At 47.2% G+C, this 16,900-nt stretch carries 14 protein-coding genes; 7 read left to right on the top strand and 7 right to left on the bottom strand.

Translation table 11 applies throughout. From position 1 onward, the window contains the following. Positions 1 to 15: 15 nt before the first annotated feature. From addA to tsaE, 5 genes are read right to left on the bottom strand one after another with little or no spacing between them, the layout of a single operon-like run. Positions 16 to 3,603, bottom strand: a complete 3,588-nt coding sequence (gene addA, locus AC5EF3_RS02330; protein ID WP_493546879.1) for a double-strand break repair helicase AddA — start codon at positions 3,601 to 3,603, stop codon at positions 16 to 18. Then, on the bottom strand, positions 3,600 to 6,680 hold the full coding sequence (gene addB / locus AC5EF3_RS02325) for a double-strand break repair protein AddB (protein ID WP_493546878.1): 3,081 nt from the start codon (positions 6,678 to 6,680) through the stop codon (positions 3,600 to 3,602). Before addB ends, addA begins: the two co-directional genes overlap by 4 nt. Before the next feature lie 3 nt (positions 6,681 to 6,683). After that, positions 6,684 to 7,400, bottom strand: coding sequence for a nucleotidyltransferase family protein (locus tag AC5EF3_RS02320; RefSeq protein WP_493546877.1), 717 nt, complete (start codon positions 7,398 to 7,400; stop codon positions 6,684 to 6,686). Further along, a complete protein-coding gene (locus AC5EF3_RS02315; RefSeq protein WP_493546876.1) occupies positions 7,400 to 8,506 on the bottom strand; it encodes an aminoglycoside phosphotransferase family protein in 1,107 nt (368 codons plus the stop codon). Before AC5EF3_RS02315 ends, AC5EF3_RS02320 begins: the two co-directional genes overlap by 1 nt. Beyond that, a complete protein-coding gene (gene tsaE / locus AC5EF3_RS02310) occupies positions 8,490 to 8,960 on the bottom strand; it encodes a tRNA (adenosine(37)-N6)-threonylcarbamoyltransferase complex ATPase subunit type 1 TsaE (RefSeq protein ID WP_493546875.1) in 471 nt (156 codons plus the stop codon). Before tsaE ends, AC5EF3_RS02315 begins: the two co-directional genes overlap by 17 nt. Positions 8,961 to 9,224: 264 nt before the next feature. Here tsaE and AC5EF3_RS02305 point away from each other — a divergent pair, with 264 nt between their 5' ends. After that, on the top strand, positions 9,225 to 9,545 hold the full coding sequence (locus AC5EF3_RS02305) for a 2Fe-2S iron-sulfur cluster-binding protein (protein WP_015828165.1): 321 nt from the start codon (positions 9,225 to 9,227) through the stop codon (positions 9,543 to 9,545). Positions 9,546 to 9,610: 65 nt separating this feature from the next. Here the strand turns inward: AC5EF3_RS02305 and AC5EF3_RS02300 are convergent, their stop codons facing one another. Continuing rightward, positions 9,611 to 11,383 carry a tetratricopeptide repeat protein gene (locus tag AC5EF3_RS02300; RefSeq protein ID WP_493546874.1) on the bottom strand — a complete coding sequence of 591 codons (1,773 nt, stop codon included), beginning with the start codon at positions 11,381 to 11,383 and terminating at the stop codon, positions 9,611 to 9,613. Positions 11,384 to 11,555: 172 nt separating this feature from the next. On the opposite strand from AC5EF3_RS02300, the gene flbT reads away from it, so the two are divergent. Then, on the top strand, positions 11,556 to 11,978 hold the full coding sequence (flbT, locus tag AC5EF3_RS02295; protein ID WP_015828163.1) for a flagellar biosynthesis repressor FlbT: 423 nt from the start codon (positions 11,556 to 11,558) through the stop codon (positions 11,976 to 11,978). Further along, positions 11,944 to 12,348, top strand: coding sequence for a flagellar biosynthesis regulator FlaF (gene flaF / locus AC5EF3_RS02290; RefSeq protein ID WP_015828162.1), 405 nt, complete (start codon positions 11,944 to 11,946; stop codon positions 12,346 to 12,348). Before flbT ends, flaF begins: the two co-directional genes overlap by 35 nt. Positions 12,349 to 12,391: 43 nt before the next feature. Here the strand turns inward: flaF and AC5EF3_RS02285 are convergent, their stop codons facing one another. Beyond that, positions 12,392 to 13,081: an HAD family hydrolase gene (locus AC5EF3_RS02285; RefSeq protein WP_493546873.1), complete on the bottom strand. Its 690-nt coding sequence runs from the start codon at positions 13,079 to 13,081 to the stop codon at positions 12,392 to 12,394. 334 nt (positions 13,082 to 13,415) lie between these two features. Between AC5EF3_RS02285 and AC5EF3_RS02280 the strand changes: the two genes are divergently transcribed. The 4 genes from AC5EF3_RS02280 to AC5EF3_RS02265 form a co-directional block, all read left to right on the top strand. Beyond that, positions 13,416 to 14,249: a flagellin gene (locus AC5EF3_RS02280; RefSeq protein WP_015828160.1), complete on the top strand. Its 834-nt coding sequence runs from the start codon at positions 13,416 to 13,418 to the stop codon at positions 14,247 to 14,249. A gap of 421 nt (positions 14,250 to 14,670) precedes the next feature. Then, positions 14,671 to 15,495 carry a flagellin gene (locus tag AC5EF3_RS02275; RefSeq protein WP_493546872.1) on the top strand — a complete coding sequence of 275 codons (825 nt, stop codon included), beginning with the start codon at positions 14,671 to 14,673 and terminating at the stop codon, positions 15,493 to 15,495. 113 nt (positions 15,496 to 15,608) lie between these two features. Further along, on the top strand, positions 15,609 to 16,433 hold the full coding sequence (locus AC5EF3_RS02270; protein ID WP_493546871.1) for a flagellin: 825 nt from the start codon (positions 15,609 to 15,611) through the stop codon (positions 16,431 to 16,433). Positions 16,434 to 16,536: 103 nt separating this feature from the next. Next, on the top strand, positions 16,537 to 16,900 hold a 364-nt coding region (locus tag AC5EF3_RS02265; protein WP_493546870.1), incomplete at its 3' end, for a flagellin.

The raw sequence follows: 16,900 nt of genomic DNA, 5'->3' as shown, positions 1-16,900 counted from the left end.
TAAACTTCTCTCATGTCAGTGAAACAGGGCGTTTAAAGAAGTGTCCATCCTGTCTGCATCTAATTCCATCAATTTAGGACCATCTGTCCAGACAATTGCACATCTGATTTGTTTATTTGGGTAAGCTGATTCGAGCACAGCGCGATATGCTGCCATTTGCGCAGTGTAAGTTGGTCCCATATCTTCCTCACGCGCTGGTGCAGGGCGGTCGGTTTTAAAGTCTACAATTAGCACAGATTCATCGGTGACAACCAAGCGGTCTACGCGACCATTAATGAGCATGCCTTTAGGAAGTTTTTTATCATTACCGCCAACGATGGGAACTTCGGCTTTGCTGTTTGTTCCAAAGATGGGATCAAACTTTGGATCATTCAAAACGTCGATCGCGCGTTCAAACATTTCTATGCGGTCTTCAGCTTTGATGGACGGATCTCGACCAAGGAAATGCATGGCTTGCTTTTTCCAATCTGCTTTGGGGATATCTGGTAAGGTTTGCAATAGGGTGTGTATGAGCCGTCCGCGCTTTAGACGTTCTTCTTGCGATTTTACAAAAGGTGGCAGGACGGCAGGCTCTTCTCCCAAAAGGGACGATGGAGCTGCATAGCGGCTGCCGCCACTTTCGTGTGGCACGGTTTTGCCGATCCAATCAGGGATGTAATCTAATTCATCATTTTCGGTAATTGCGTCATTATCTGTATATTGAGACGCGCCAAACTGGTAGGCAATGGGTTTATCTTCACCCTCTATTGGTTCGATATTGGGGTCGTCAATGATTTGCGCCAGCCCTTTGTCAGCCAACCGCTGCATGGCTTTGTGGCAGATAGCAAACCAAGATGTTTCTGAATGTCCTGATTTGCTTTTAACGCCACCAGACCATGGCCCGCAAATAAGCAAACGGTCTTTTGCGCGTGTTAAGGCCACATATAGGAGACGGCGATGTTCACGTGTGGCACGTGAATCAGCGAGTAGGCGTAGTTTGGCCGCAAGTGGTGTGTCTTGCTTGGCTGAACCTGACCAAACTGGCATACCTTCAACACAACCTGAGCCATCGTCTTCGCCGGTAATTAATAGATTATTATCAACGCCGGATTTTGTCGCAGCACATGTGTCGGGGACAATCACGATAGGTGCTTCTAGTCCCTTGGAGCCGTGAACCGTCATCACGCGGACTTCATCTTGTGGGCCTGATAATTCCCGTTTTACTTCGCCGCCGGATTTTTCAATTGTAGCAAGGAAAAGCTGAAGCGAAGAGGGGCCTTTGGCATCAAAGCCTGCGGCGCGATCCATAAGTGCTGTCATTGGTTCTTTTGCTGGAGGGCCAAGACGAGATTGTATTTTCTGCCAACCGTCCATTCCGTCATGGCCTTGTGTTTCTAAAACAGCCGTTAGAAATTCATATGGTTGAATGTGGCGACGTTCTAGACACCCTAGAAGGAATTCCCGAACGGGCAGAATGCTAGGCATTTCACTTTTCAACACACGCGACCAAAGGCTTTCGTCACCGCGATTATGAGCGAGTGGATAGAGGTGGTCATTTTCGTTCAGGCCGCCAAATGGTCCGGTCAGAATTTCAGCCAGTGTTAGATCGTCTTCAGGGCAGAGTGCAAAGCGGATCAGGTTGAGCAAATCTTGAACCGGAAGCGAATCAAGCAATTCAATTCTGTCTGCACCAGCAACGGGTATGTTGTTGGTTTTTAGCGCTTTTATGATCGCATCAAATAAACCACCCTTGCGTCCGCGAACCAGTATGAGTACATCGCCGGGGCGCGCGGGGCGCATTTTTCCTTCATCAAAAATTGCTTGCTTTGTATCAATGATATTTTTCACCCATTTGGCAATGCGATCGGCCAATTCTGCCTTTGGGTTTGTTTCTAAGTCTTGCCCAAGAGGTGCATCCCAGGGTGTTGATTCATCATTTACTTTGGGCCGTAAGAGGGGCCAAAGTTCGACGCTGCCGACATGTCCTCTACGAAAAGGTAGGTGGCGCATGATATTGCCGTCTTCAGGCGGTTTTAGAGAAAATGCCGCTTCACCTTCAAAAGCGCCTGTATCAAAAACCTCATCGACAAATGCTAGAACTTCCGGTGCGGACCGGAAAGACATGAGAATGTCGGGTGTTTTATTCTCCTGTTTTGCTTTTTCACTGTCTTCGATAAATTCTTGACGTTTTGACAAGAATTTTTCTGGGTCTGCCCCTTGGAAGGAGTAGATAGATTGTTTCTCATCTCCCACCACAAACATTGTGCGCGGGTTTTCGTGTTCAACGCCTTCGCCAGAGAAAAACTCTGCTGTGAGCGCATTGAGCAATTTCCATTGCTCTGGGCTAGTATCTTGCGCTTCATCTAGCAGGATGTGTGATAACCCGCCTTCAAGTTTCCATAGCACCCATTGCGCCATAGAACGTGTTGTAAGCAGGCCTGCGGCGCTTTCAATCAGATCATCAAAATCCATTGCTGCGCGGCGGCGTTTTTGGCGCGCATAATCAGAGAATACAATGTTTGATATCCGCAAAAGGGCGGCGGAGCGCTCATAGGCTGCGCGGGCGTTTATTTGCTCTAATAAATTGCGGACGCGATAAACTTCTTCTCCTTCTGGAATGGATTTTATCTGGAACAGAGCTTCTATTTCAGGTGAAGATTTGGCGATTTTTACGGTGTAAGGGTTGGTTTTCCTGAATACTTCTGAAGATGTCAGGAACAAGTTTTTATAGTGAGAAAATGCCTCCTGCGGTGTATTGGCGAGCAAAGTCTGTTCAAGGATTTCAGCGCTTGCTTGATCTGTCTTTGCACCATCATACAACACTGAAATGAAGGGTCTGATTTTCTCTTTGGGAAAGGCTGGCCCCATCGCGTATTCAATGAGTTGATCAACGCTGTCATCGCCCGCGTTTAAAGCGTTTTTTAGGCTTGAAAGCGCGCTATTTAATCCGCCACTTTTATGAATGAACTTAGTGATAGCTGCTTGCTTGAAGGAAAGAGAACGCAGCGGGCCTGCAAGGCCATTGCCGCCAGCCGCGAGCGCAGCTGTTTTAAGTGCTGCTTTTAATTCTTCGCTTTTGCTTGGGTCTTCAAATGCAGCTTCTTCCGCCAGTTTTGCCATGGCGATTTCCCAAAGGCGGGAGGCGTCATTATCGTCGAGTTCTTTAAAGCCGGGGGCGACATTTGCTTCTAGGGGAAAGCGTCTGAGGAGGCGTCCACAAAAAGCGTGAATGGTTTCGATGCGCAATCCGCCGGGTGTTTCTAGCGCGAGCGCGAAGAGTTCACGCGCCTTGCCGAGCTCTTCTTGTGTGTATTCACGGATATTGCGTGCCTGAAGCTCGGCAAGCTCTTTGGCAAGCGCTTTGTCATCGGCAACACACCAGCCACCAAGACGTTTAAACAATCGCCCTTGCATTTCGGAAGCAGCGGCTTTTGTGTAGGTCACACACATAATCGCGTCAGGCTGAACACCATTGAGTAGCAGACGGGCCACACGGTCGATCAGGACTTTGGTTTTCCCAGATCCGGCATTGGCAGATACCCATGCTGAATGCGTTGGGGTGGCGGCATCGAACTGGCCTTTAATTGTGTGTTCGTAATCTGGCCAAGAAGTCGTCTCGCTCATGCGCCATCTCCTGCGTCAGAGGACCATTCATCGCGTCGGGCGAGGCGGTCATAATCAGATACATCCCATGAAAACTCAGCACGCGGTTTGGAATAATAAGCTTGGCTGATCGTGGCGTAAGATTGTACGAGTTTGATAAAACCTTCACGCGCTTTTTGTGCTTCTGCCATTGGGCCTTCATCAAGTTTTACGGGTTTTCCATTGTCGGCCTTTGTTGAGGCTGCACCGGGCGCAAGGGAGACATAAATAAGCTGGGATGTGTCTGCGGTAGGCAGTTTTGGAAAACCACCACCGGCTGCGATCGCTGCTTCAAGCGGTAATTGCGGTTCTAGACCTGATTGCAATTGTTTTTTTGTTTTGGGCGTACCGGTCTTAAAATCTATGATCGCAAATGTATTGTCTTTGAGCAGGTCAATCCGGTCGGCCTTGGCTGTGAGACGGTATTTACGACCCGAGATTTCAAATGTGAGCTCGCCTTCGATTTCTAAATGCTTCTCGCGAATGTTTGTTTCTCTCTCATTGCGCCAAGCAATATAAGCATCGGCGGCGCGCGACCATAGCGGACGGTTTAACTCTATCGCTGTGTCTGTTTCTCCAGCTTTTTTGAGTTCTTTTGTGATGAGATCGATAACTTGACCACCTTCAAGCTCATATCTCTCAACGGCTGCGTGAATGGCTGTTCCGCGTTCGGCGGGGCCAGATTCCGCGCCAACAGCAGGCATTGGATTAAGCTTTAAAACGTCTGATGCATAAACGGCGTATGGGTCACGTATGAGGCGGGCAACGCGGGAGACCGAAAATTTGGTTGGACGCGCATCAACTGGTGGCCTTGGGGTGGGCGCTTGGATTGGGGTGTAGTCGCGCGCTTTACGCATGGAGCGTGCCCAGATGAGTGGATTGTTTTTTGGCTCTGGTTCAAGTGCTTTTTGCACCGCTTCAGGAGAGCCAAGCCCTCCAGCGGCAAGTGTGTTGAGGCGCCATAACCAGCGCGATGCGACGGATGGTTTGTCGTCAACACGTTTGGAGCGCACGAGTTTCACATCAGGTGCGCAGGCTAATTGCGCAAAATCATGGGCAGATAGGCCGAGGCGTTCTTCTGGATCTGGTAAGCCTAAATCTTTGCGCAAGCGCTTTGGCAAAAAGCTATCTGCGGCTGCTGCGGCAGGCCAAGAGTTTTCATTTAGGCTGGCGAGGATTATGACATCGCGCATTTGTTGGCGCGCTTCTAGTGGTCCCCATATGGCGAGGCGGGGATGCTCGCCGCCTTTGGGCGGAATTGCAGATTCAGAAGCAATAGATTCGGCAAATTCTGTCCATAAATCAGGTGGAACTGGACCTAATTCAGCAGCAATTTCTGCTAATGTTTCCAGATATCTAGCCGTTTGTGCGCCTTCAACACCGCGCCATAACCGCGTTGAGCCTGTTTCATCCTCTGTGCTGACCAAACGTTCGGCAAGACGGGCGCAGGCGCGGGCAAAGACATTGCCATCAATGTCTTGAGCCATTGTTGAAGGTCTGATCTCGCACTGTCGTGCTGCTGTGGCTAAATCTCTAATTAATTGTGCAGATTGTGCGCGTTTTTGCATGCCTAAACGGTCTGCGAGTTCATCTAGTGTGTCGTATCTGCGTGGTCCGCGTACAGTTCCGTCTTCACGAAATTCGTTTTTGTGAGATTCAAGTTCGACCAGAGCAGAATGGTAGTTGTCTTCATCCCAACCCACGCGCACGAGTGGATGTTTGAGCAAAGAAAGCAATTGCACCGGATCACCTTCATCGCGCAGCCATTGGAACATGAGCGCAAACAAAGAGCCGTGATGGGTTTGCATGAATGGCGTACCGGAGGAGGGCGGGATATCGACGCCCCAGCGCGTCATCAAAGCTGAGACGCGTCGTACTAATGACCCATCAGGCGAAACGAGGGCAGCCGTCTTGCCGGGTGTCTCAAGGGCTTCGCGCAAGAGAAGGGCACAGGCGAGCGCTTCTTCGGCTTCATCTTCAGCTTCTATCAGGCTGAGACCTTTGAGGCCGGAATTGACCAAATGCTCGGGTGTGTTTTCACCCGCGAGAAATTCAAGGCGTTTGGTCCAACTTTTTGTGGTGGAGGCTGGCGCAAGCGCTTCATTGATCAGTTTGCGGCGGGCTGTGTTGTTTGGTGTTTCGATTGCGCCGGGCCATTTGAGCACGCTGGATTTATCTACACCTAATTTACCCAAGGCGCGTCGCAAAGTGTATTGCGGGTGGCTAGGGCTGGATGCGATTGCTTTCCAAGCATCTTCGGAAATATCTGGATCAAGACCGGGGAGGATTATAGCGCCTTGGGGCAGGTTCATGGCCGCCTGCATTAGGAGGCGAGTGGCTGGCGTGGCTCCTGTTGATCCGGCAATGATGATGGGATGTTGGGGCGGTCTGGCTGCCCAATTATTGGCGAGAGTGCGTGCGGCTGCGACGCGGCGGGCCATTGGGTCGGTTGCGCCTTGTTCTTCAAGGTGGGCGGGCCATGCTTGCGAGATGATTTCTAGGAAATCAGCAGATTGTTTCCAGTGGGCAGCAAGGTCGGAATCTTCTACCAATCCTTGCAGTTTGCTCCAGTCTGTTCCTTCACCCATAGCGGATTGATCTAGCAGGCTTCCAAGTTGATCTGCGGCAGCGATGGCTGAGCGGGGTGGAAGAGGGGCACCATAGGCTTTTGTGCTCCAAAATTGTACGAGTTTGGCTAAGGTGCCGCGCCGTTGTCCTGAAGAGAGCGCTGGTCCTAGCTCTAGCTCTGAAACACCGATAGGGGCGATGGTGTGGTCATCTTCTAAATCCCCCAATACGCGAATTTCTGGTGCAAGAAGCGCTTTGTGTCCAAACCCTATGGCGAGTTTATGAAAAGCCTCAGCTATCGCGCGAGAGGAGCGTTTATTGGGACAAAAAATGACTGTTTGCGTTAATGCGGCTGGATTGTCTTTTAGGCCCAAATTCTCACTGAGCGTGTTGGCTAAAGCATTCAGGAAGCTTGTCGCTGGCGGTATTGTGAAAATACGCGGATTGGGTTGGTTGAAAATATCTTTTGCGTCAATCGGGGCTGAAGTCATGCGCTAGCTATTTCCTTCTTGGATCAGAACGCTTGCATCCTTAACCGCTTCTGGATCTCCTACATGCATCCAGAAAGGCGCCATAACATGGCCAAATAGTCGATTGGCTTTTGCGCTTTCATTCCAATAGATATTGGCAGAGAATTTCTCGGCTTTGAGGTGGGTAATGGTTTTGGGGTTAAAGGCATACATGCCGGCAAACACATAGGGTGCTGATGGATTGTCGCCGCGCCGGATCAGCGTGTTGTCGTCATTGAGGTCAAAATCACCTTTGCCGTGATAGCCGAGTGAATATTCGCGACGGGCAAGCAATAAGAGGCTGTCCATTTTGGCGGGGTCAAAATTTGTGATCAATGAACCGATGGTTTTGGCATCATCATTGAGCCAGAATGCATCTGTATTACAGATTAACACAGGATTATCGCCGAGTAGGGGAAGAGCTTTGACAACACCGCCGCCAGTTTCGAGCAATTCATCGCGTTCATCGGAGAATAAAATTTCGATATCTGAACGGGTGTTGAGGTGAGCTTCAACCATATCGGCGAGATAGTGTATATTGATGACTGCGCGCTCAATGCCAGCAGCGACCAGATTATCAAGTGTACGATCAATCAGCGTGCGGCCTGCAACTTCGATAAGGGGTTTGGGACAATTATCGGTGAGCGGGCGCATACGTGTGCCCATGCCGGCTGCCATTAGCATCGCAGTTTTGATCGTCATCAAGCAAGCTCCAGTATATGAGGGGCAATTGATTTGAATACATCTCTCATTTCAGCCAAGGCCGGGTGTTGCAGGTTTTGAGCGAGTAGCTTCAACTGGCGTGGCTGGAAATTACTGTATTTGGGTTTGCTATCGCGCTTCACCAGACGCGCAAATACACCAGCGACACGTAGTGCATTGAGGGCACCTAGCACTGCGAGGCGTTTGTCAAACTCTTCACGCTCTCCGCCTGTTTCCTCAAGATAGGATAGAATGGCAGCCTCTGCGGCAGTTTGCGTGACGTTTCTGCGAGCATCTTGAAGCAGCATTGCGAAATCCCATTCCCCCCAGCCAAGAACAGCATCTTGAAAGTCTAGCAGACCAACTTGTTTTGCGCCTGTTCTTTCTGGAAGCCAGATTAAGTTTTCTGCGTGATAGTCTCTCATGATAAGGGCGCGCGGAAAGGAGAGGGCTTGGTCGATTAAGTTTTGCTTCGCAGTTTCCCAGTTGGAACGGTCTGTATCGGTGACGTGTGTTTGCGGATCATAGGAGGGCATCCAATCCACAAACAAATCTGCATTGACGGATAAAGCTAAACGATCAAATTTGAGGATGGGCCAGCTGACATCACCGGCAGGCAAGGTAGGCGGCACAGGGATTTGGTGCACAATTGCCAAAGCTTTGGCAGCGGCGGCATAGAGACGTGGTTCATTCTCGCCTTTTTCAATGACGCGCGCAAAGATGGCATCGCCAAAATCTTCCAGCAATGCAAAGCCATGTTCTAAATCATAAGCAAAGATTTTGGGAGCTGACAGGCCAATAGCATTTAGGTGTGTTGCTATAGCGACAAAAGCTTCAACCCGAGAGGCTGCGAGGCGAGATTGTGCATTCCAGCCCATTTGATTGCGGATGGTTTCATCTGCATCGACTGGACAAGGCGCGCCTTCTGCGAGGATCGGTGCATCCATAAACATAACTTGCTCACTGCCCAAATTACGGCTGAGGCGTTCATAGCGGCGCGTCGATGCATCTGCGGCGAGAGGGGTGCGCTGAGCATCTCCCCAATTATTGGCATTTAGAAACGCGACGCGCAGGGCTTCTCGGGAGGTGTCAGGAGAGTTTTGCAAGGCGTGTGTTCCATTCTTCGCCATGGCCAATGAGCGAAATTGAGCGGCCAGTGTTTGTGAAGTCTATTTGTATATCAAGGCGGTAGCTAGGCAATTGATCACCCATTCTGATTGGCCATTCGATAATAGCTAGGCCATCTATTGTGTCTTCAAAACCCAGTTCGTCGAGTTCACTTTCATCTTCAATGCGGTACATATCATAATGCCAAATAGGAAAATTTGGGCTTTCATATGTTTGCACGAGGGTAAAGGTTGGGCTGGTGACATCCACGTTTGGGTTGTCCAATAATGTTTGTATCAGGGCGCGTGAGAAAGTTGTTTTTCCTGCACCTAAATCTCCGTTGAGGGCAATGATATCCCCCGCTTTTAATAGCGGGGCGATACGCTTTGCGAGTGCGAATGTCTCGGCTTCATCGGCGATTGAAAATACAATTTTTGGTGCGTGAATTGTCATGGTTTTAAATAGCTTTGCGAAGCAGAATGGCAATCATAGTTAACCTTGATGACAAAACTAGGCGAGGGATACAAGTCTTGCATTGTGCTTCTCATGCGGAGTTGATGTATTTTTGTTCAAGCGATCAGGCTTGCATAAAGTTTTCTTGCTCTATACATCTTGCGCTCAGGGTAAACTGACACCAAACACTAGGTTGAGAATACCAAAATATTGATGTTCATGAAACAAGCTGCATGAGCATTTAAGATGAAAGAATGTGCACTAATGGCTAAAATTACTTATATCGAGCATGATGGAACAGAGCATTCAGTTGATGCGAAAAACGGCTCATCTGTGATGGAAGCAGCTATTCGTGAAAATGTACCCGGAATTGATGCTGATTGTGGTGGTGCGTGTGCATGTGCCACTTGCCATGTGTATGTTGATGCTAGCTTTATGGATAAAGTTGGCGCGCCAAACGATATGGAGCAATCCATGCTTGATTTTGCCGAAGGCGTTGAGAGCAATTCACGGCTTTCATGTCAGATCACCGTTAAAGATGATCTGGATGGATTGATTGTTCGTATGCCAGAGTCTCAAACCTAAAACAGGTTTTGATTAAGTCTGCCATTTGCATAATGCCAGATGTTTAAGTTTTGAAAGAGCAGCTATTAAGCTGCTTTTTCTTTGCCTAGTTTTTCAGTTTCAGCTCGCAAATCACCGGCCAATGCGTGAATAGCGGGTGTCCAATTTTTTAATTCCTGCGGGGAATAAGTGCGGGTATTCGGATACCAAGGCATTTGCCCTGTTCCCAATTGCGTCCAAGCCGTTCTAGGCCATAATAGCCAGAAGGGTGTACCTGACGCTGCGGCTAGGTTTGTCGTTGCATTCATTGGGCCGACGATAAGATCGAGTGCTTGGCTTAATGCTGAGATGTCATCTAGATCTTTTTTCAGATCTATATCGGGCAAGGTGTGAATTTGGATTCCAAATTTCTCTTTTGCGCGCATCAGATCAGCTTCTGCATCACCATATTGTAAGTTGATCCATGTGATGCCGGGGGTTTCGAGCACAGGTTTCCAAGCATCAAAGCCAGCAAAGTTGCGGCCACGCTTAATATCCATAATGCCTGATTTCCAAAGGATACCAGCTTTGCGGCCTGCGGGAAGTTTTTCTAATTCAGCTTTCCAAAATGCAACGCGGTCTGCATCTGGCTTTAAAAAACCGTCAGAAGGTTGGGTGAAGTTTGATAAGTCATTTCTCAAATGCTTAAGTGGCGCTCCCAATGCGGCCCAAACATCATAATTTTCAATGTCTTTTTGCTCTATGACGGCGCGTTTCTTTATGCCGGCAATCACACCGGTTTTATGCGAAAAAACCTCGATTTGAGGAAATGATCTTTTGAAAAGTTCAACAAGGCGAGGCTCAACCGCAACACCGATTTTACCGTCAGGGCCAACCAGTTTTGTCACGTCATTGAGCATGGATGCAAATAGAATTTCATCTCCCAGACCTTGTTCACCGATGAGAAGGAGTTTCTTTCCGGTTATGTCTTCGTTTTGCCAAAGGGGAAGGGGAACTAGAAAATCAACATAATCTGGAGCGTGTTTGTTGAGTCGAATTTCATATTCTTTCCAGCCTTCCTCTATGCGACCACATGCAAGCAATGCGTTGGAGCGTGCATTGAGACTGGCAATTTGATCAAATGAGCCTTCAGTATGATATTGGAGTGCTTGATCGAAATGTTCAACGGCCTGAGCAGGGTCTCCATCGGTTAAATGGGTGAAACCCAGATTGTGATGACCGCGCGCTGATTCTGGATTTAATCGAATAGCTTCTTGGTGGAATTGGATAGCTTCTTGTGTTTGAAGCTGATAAATTGCTGTCGACCCAATTGCTGTCCACAGTTCGGATTGCTCAGGGTGTTGGTAGAGCGCTGCTCGCAGAAGTTCGATTGAATCATCCAATTGGCCTTTATCGCGCAAAACATTTCCTAAATTGTTTTTGGCTTGCCAGTCATCTGGTGCAATTTGTCCTTCTAGGCGGAAGAATTTTTCGGCTGCGTCAAGCTTTTCCATTCTCCAGACGAGCAGGCCGATATTGCGATAGATTTCTGCATTGCCTGTGTCTGCCTGTAGAGCACGATTATAGAATTTAAGCGCTAATTCATAATGATCTTGTCGATCTAGTGCGATTGCCGCGATATGGCTGGCCAGAGAGTTGTTCTCGTCTATATCTAGCGCAGCGAGGGCTTCTGTTTGCGCCTCTGTGTATTTGTTTTCCTTTAGGAATTGGGCTGCCTTGCGGCAGTGTCTTCTAAGTTTTTTTATCTTCGGGGAGGACGCATTGATACTAAGCTTGCTCGCATCACTGATAACTTGCGACGTTAAAATATTGCCAACTGCGCCTTCAGCCTGACCTATCCGGTGTGCGATTTCATTCATGCTAGCATGCCTTTTGTGTCTACTTGCTGCGTCTACTTATAAAGTGTTTGCATGATTTATTTTAACAAACTGGAAACTTGAGTTTTCGTAATTGCTCAATCAGTCGTTAATAAACGCGCATTACAGTGGGCCCCATAAGGCGAGAAACGCCAGAAATTCGAGGTCAGAGGCCATGCCACTAAAACTATCGTTGAAACCGCAAGAGAAGTTCGTCGTAAATGGCGCAGTGCTTCAAAACGGTGATCGTCGTTGTGTCATGCTCTTACAAAATAAGGCTTCGGTCCTGCGTGAAAAAGACATTATGCAGCCTGACGATGTTACGACACCAGCTAAGCACATCTATTTCCCTGTGATGATGATGTATTTAGACGGTGGAACACCAAGGGGGCAGCAATATGAAGAATTTGTCTTGCGCATCACCGAGTTTATGAACGCAATTTCAAATGCGGACATACTCAAGGAATGTGTTTCACTTTCACGCGATGTGATGGGTGGCGATTATTACAAGGCGCTAGGGCGCTGTCGTAAATTGATCGCGTACGAAGAGGAAATTTTGGGTAATGTCAATCCAAGCCTACCAGAAGACGGCCAATAGAACCGCAGACCCGCGTGATGTTGAATTTCGGCTTTTTGCTGAAGTGACACGTGATTTAATGGAAGCTACAAAAGCGGAGAAACATGAAATCTCCAAAGTTGTGAAGTCGCTTGATAAGAATCGTCAAGTGTGGAACGCGATGGCGATGGACTGCGCGCAACCTGGCAATGCATTGCCGGATGATTTGCGTGCGGGGATTATTTCACTTTCGCTTTTTGTGAATAGACACACTTCTGAAGCGTCGCGCAATCGTAGCGAAATTGAAACTCTGATTGATATTAATCGCAATATCATGCAAGGGCTTGCGACCGCCAAAGGGCAGGGTACGCCTGACGATGGGTCTAGCGATGGGTCTACTGCGGCAGCTTAATACAAGTTTGTTTCATATATAATTTAGAAGAGCACGTATTGAATTATTCCTTGGTCTTCTCTTGAGAAGCTTTTTTTAGCTTCTCAGCTAATTGCGCATGCGATGAAACAATATCATGCGCGCCTGCGGATTGTAATTGATCTGTCAATTCTGGCCAGACATGCCCTCCGCCAAGAAACCCCCAAACGGTCATGCCAGCAGCACATCCGGCTTTGACGCCGTTTATACTATCTTCGATCACTAGACATTTTTGGGGGTTAGCGGCCAGTTTTTCTGCAGCGAATAAGAAAACGTCAGGATGAGGTTTTCCGCGTTCGACTTGATCGGCCGAATAGACATGGGGATAGACAAAATGGGCTAAACCCATTTGGGTAAGATTTGTCTTTAAATGCTCAATTTTAGATGATGATGCGACTGCTTTTTTACCGGTCCATGCTGTCAGGCTTTTTTCTGCATCAGCGATGCTTGTTAGGTGGGTTTTGAAATGAGCATCTCTTGCGGCCCACATGTCATCAAATAGGGTGGGAGGAATAGGGCGAGCGTGCTGGGCTTCGTAGTCGCGCGCCATTTGTGCCCGCATCGCTATTCCATCCATACCTATGAATGCACGGGCGAAATCCATTCGGTCATAATGAAAATTATTGGCGGCTAAGAAGTCGACTTCAAGATCCAGTGCCAGCATTTCCGTGTCTATAAGAACGCCATCACAATCAAATAGCACGGCATCAAACATGGTACGGAATTCCTTAAATAGCGAACGGTCTTAATAATATTTGATATCTCATTTTAGGTCTTCAGTGCCAGACTGAGGCGTGTTTTTCAATGCAAGAATAGGCATGATTTTCACCTTGCTAGGTCGATATTTCCTATTTGTTTTAGAAGGGCGGAATTCTTTACCGGGATAGGTTCTGAAATAGGATGTTTGTGTACATAAAATCCAATAAATTCAAATTGTTATAAATTTGCATAAAATTTGATGTATTGGCCCGATACTTGCTTCGATTAGCACGAACAAAATGTTCGGTGGCTATATGCCGCCTCCTTACAGAATGAAAGGGATTTCTCCGATGGCTTCATTGTCGGTAAACACAAACAGCGGAGCGATGATCGCTCTACAACAACTTAACAAGACGAATATGTCACTTGCAGAGACTCAGTCACGGATTAACACCGGTTTGAAAGTTGCCGGCGCTAAGGACAATGGTGCAATTTTTGCCATTGCCCAAGGTATGCGCGCGGAAGTTTCAGGTCTTGGTGTTGCCCAACAGAGTTTGGATCGCGTTCAGTCAACGACTGACGTGGCACTTTCTGCCGGTGAAGCAATTTCGGATTTGTTGATTGATATGAAAGAGAAGGCGCTTTCTGCGACAGATGCAACTCTGACGACAGAACAGCGTGCAGCTTATAACGAGGATTTTGTCGCCCTTAGGGATCAGATTGGGAAAATTGTAGGGAATGCCGAATTTAATGGCGCAAACCTTATTAATGGATCTGTTACTGAAGTTGGGGCAATCGCCAATCAGGATGGTACATCCACATTGACGGTTTCCGGCGAAGACCTTTCATTAAGTGGGACAATTGTGACAGTTACTTCGTCTCAATCGTTCAACACAGTCACTTTGGCAACTGCCGCAGTGGGTGCTGTGTCTTCTTCTCTACAGAATTTGAACGCTGCTTTGGCACGTTTGGGGACTGCAGCAAAGTCTGTCGAAATACACAATATTTTCGTCGGCAAGCTGGAAGATCAATTGACGACTGGAATTGGTAATTTGGTTGATGCCGATTTGGCAAAAGAGAGTGCAGCTCTTCAATCGTTGCAAACGAAGCAACAATTGGGTGTGCAGGCATTGTCGATTGCGAACCAAGCACCAGCTATTATTAATTCGCTCTTCCAAGGTTAGAAGGCGTTCGGTTCTGGGCGAAGCTATAGTTTCGCCCGAACCGCCTCCCTTTTTGGATCTTGATCCAAAATAGAGGTATCGTTTCCGTTTGTTTCGTGTGCGCAAAACGCGCGTCTGATGACGAATCCGCCATGTTGAACCAATGAAATGGTTCGGGGCGGTTTTTTTGTGCCCGCGACAGACCTAGCAGGTTTTGCCGACGGGAAAGTATTGCCTAGTAAATACTCGGCAAATTTTATGCTAAATTCTTGTAAACCATAAATTTCACTAGTCTCATTAACGAATATTGACGCGTTTGTTGGCAACGCGCTGTTTTTTATTAACTAATTGAACTGGCATCTTCTTTGCGTAGGTCATGTTGGAAGCAAAAAGCTTCTGAAAGCAAAATGCTTTATACATATCCAAGTAAGGAGCCGTCAAAATGACGAGTGTAAACACAAACTACGGTGCAATGGTTGCCCTTCAGCAACTTAACAAAACAAACAGCGAACTTGAAACAACTCAATCTCGTATTAACACGGGTTTGAAAGTGTCTAGCGCCAAAGATAATGGTGCGATCTTCGCTATCGCTCAAGGTATGCGCGCAGATGTTGCTTCATATGGTGTTGTTCAACAATCTTTGGACCGCGTAGGTTCAACTGTTGATACAGCTGTTGCAGCGGGTGAAGCTGTTTCTGATCTCTTGGTTGAGATGAAAGAAAAAGCACTTGGTGCAAAAGACGACACACTTACAACCGAGCAACGTGCAGCATATAATGAAGACTTTAAAGCGCTTCGTGACCAAATCACAACAATCGTAGACAACGCAGAATTTAACGGTGCAAACTTGTTGAAATCTGGTGCGTCTGACATTGTTGCTTTGGCAAACACAGACGGTACAAGCACAATTACTGTTGCTGCGGAAGATCTCTCTCTAGCTGGTACAACAATTACACTAACAGCTGGTTCAGACATCGACACAGTGACAAAAGCGGGTGCTGCGATTACTGCGCTTGAAACATCAATTGACAATGTGAACGCCTCTTTGGCGCGTTTGGGTACTGGTTCTAAAGCTTTGGAAACACACTCAAATTTCGTCACAAAATTGTCTGATGCTATGGAAGCTGGTATTGGTAATCTGGTTGACGCTGACCTTGCAAAAGAATCTGCGAAACTACAATCGCTACAAACTAAGCAACAGCTTGGTGTGCAGGCTCTATCTATTGCGAACCAATCTTCTGGATTGGCGCTATCTTTCTTCAGATAAATTTAAACGCATTCACGCCCTGATTATAAATATGATCAGGGCGCGTCTATTTAGGAAGCAAAACGCTTCTGAGAGCAAAATGCTCTTTTATTCCGTAAAGAGGAAACGTCAAAATGACGAGTGTAAACACAAACTATGGCGCAATGGTTGCCCTTCAGCAACTTAACAAAACAAACAGCGAACTTGAAACAACTCAATCTCGTATTAACACGGGTTTGAAAGTCGCTAGCGCGAAAGATAATGGTGCGATCTTCGCTATCGCTCAAGGTATGCGCGCAGATGTTGCTTCTTATGGTGTTGTTCAACAATCTTTGGACCGCGTAGGTTCAACTGTTGATACAGCTGTTGCAGCGGGTGAAGCTGTTTCTGATCTCTTGGTTGAGATGAAAGAAAAAGCGCTTGGTGCAAAAGACGACACACTTACAACTGAGCAACGTGATGCCTATAATGAAGACTTTAAAGCGCTTCGTGATCAAATCACAACAATCGTAGACAACGCAGAATTTAACGGTGCAAACTTGTTGAAATCTGGTGCGACTGACATTGTTGCTTTGGCAAACACAGATGGTACAAGCACAATTACTGTTGCTGCGGAAAACTTAGCTCTATCTGGTGGTGTTGTGACTCTTTCTGCTGCTGCAGAAATAGACACGGTGACTAAAGCTGGAACACAAATTGCTGCACTTGAAACTTCAATCGACAATGTGAATGCTGCTTTGGCACGTTTGGGTACTGGTTCTAAAGCACTAGAAACACATTCAAATTTCGTGACTAAATTATCTGATGCTATGGAAGCTGGTATTGGTAATCTGGTTGACGCTGACCTTGCAAAAGAATCTGCGAAACTACAATCGCTACAAACTAAGCAACAGCTTGGTGTGCAGGCTCTATCTATTGCGAACCAATCTTCTGGATTGGCGCTATCTTTCTTTAGATAAGAATAAGCAGAAAATTGCGCTCTGGCTGATATTGGTTGGGGCGCAGTTTTGGCAATTAATTGATATTTATATGTATTTTCTGTCTTAGAAGTGAGACATCATTGTGGTGAGTGTTAACACAAATAGCGGTGCTATGATTGCACTTCAACAACTTAACAAAACCAATTCATCCTTGGCGGTGAGTCAGGAACGTATAAATACGGGCCTTAAAGTGGCAGGTGCCAAAGACGACGGAGCCATCTTTGCGATTGCACAAGGTATGCGGGCCGAGGTTGCTTCTCTTGGAGTTGTGTTGGAATCTCTTGATCGTGCACGTTCAGTGGTAGATATAGCCATTTCAGCACATGAAGTGTCCAATGATCTTCTTATTGAGATGAAAGAAAAAGCACTGGGTGCGAGTGATAAGACACTCTCATCTGAACAACGTGATGCCTATAATGAAGATTATTTAGCACTTAGAAAACAGT

Source organism: Hirschia sp., from assembly GCF_058892565.1.
Note: the sequence above shows the minus strand (reverse complement) of the source record. Positions and strands in the feature narration are given on the sequence as shown.

Excerpts from the sequence above, each read along its gene's own strand:
- addA (WP_493546879.1), bottom strand. The coding sequence starts at position 3,603 with ATGAGCGAGACGACTTCTTGGCCAGATTACGAACACACAATTAAAGGC.
- addB (WP_493546878.1), bottom strand. The coding sequence starts at position 6,680 with ATGACTTCAGCCCCGATTGACGCAAAAGATATTTTCAACCAACCCAAT.
- AC5EF3_RS02320 (WP_493546877.1), bottom strand. The coding sequence starts at position 7,400 with ATGACGATCAAAACTGCGATGCTAATGGCAGCCGGCATGGGCACACGT.
- tsaE (WP_493546875.1), bottom strand. The coding sequence starts at position 8,960 with ATGACAATTCACGCACCAAAAATTGTATTTTCAATCGCCGATGAAGCC.
- AC5EF3_RS02305 (WP_015828165.1), top strand. The coding sequence starts at position 9,225 with ATGGCTAAAATTACTTATATCGAGCATGATGGAACAGAGCATTCAGTT.
- AC5EF3_RS02300 (WP_493546874.1), bottom strand. The coding sequence starts at position 11,383 with ATGAATGAAATCGCACACCGGATAGGTCAGGCTGAAGGCGCAGTTGGC.
- flbT (WP_015828163.1), top strand. The coding sequence starts at position 11,556 with ATGCCACTAAAACTATCGTTGAAACCGCAAGAGAAGTTCGTCGTAAAT.
- flaF (WP_015828162.1), top strand. The coding sequence starts at position 11,944 with ATGTCAATCCAAGCCTACCAGAAGACGGCCAATAGAACCGCAGACCCG.
- AC5EF3_RS02285 (WP_493546873.1), bottom strand. The coding sequence starts at position 13,081 with ATGTTTGATGCCGTGCTATTTGATTGTGATGGCGTTCTTATAGACACG.
- AC5EF3_RS02280 (WP_015828160.1), top strand. The coding sequence starts at position 13,416 with ATGGCTTCATTGTCGGTAAACACAAACAGCGGAGCGATGATCGCTCTA.
- AC5EF3_RS02275 (WP_493546872.1), top strand. The coding sequence starts at position 14,671 with ATGACGAGTGTAAACACAAACTACGGTGCAATGGTTGCCCTTCAGCAA.
- AC5EF3_RS02270 (WP_493546871.1), top strand. The coding sequence starts at position 15,609 with ATGACGAGTGTAAACACAAACTATGGCGCAATGGTTGCCCTTCAGCAA.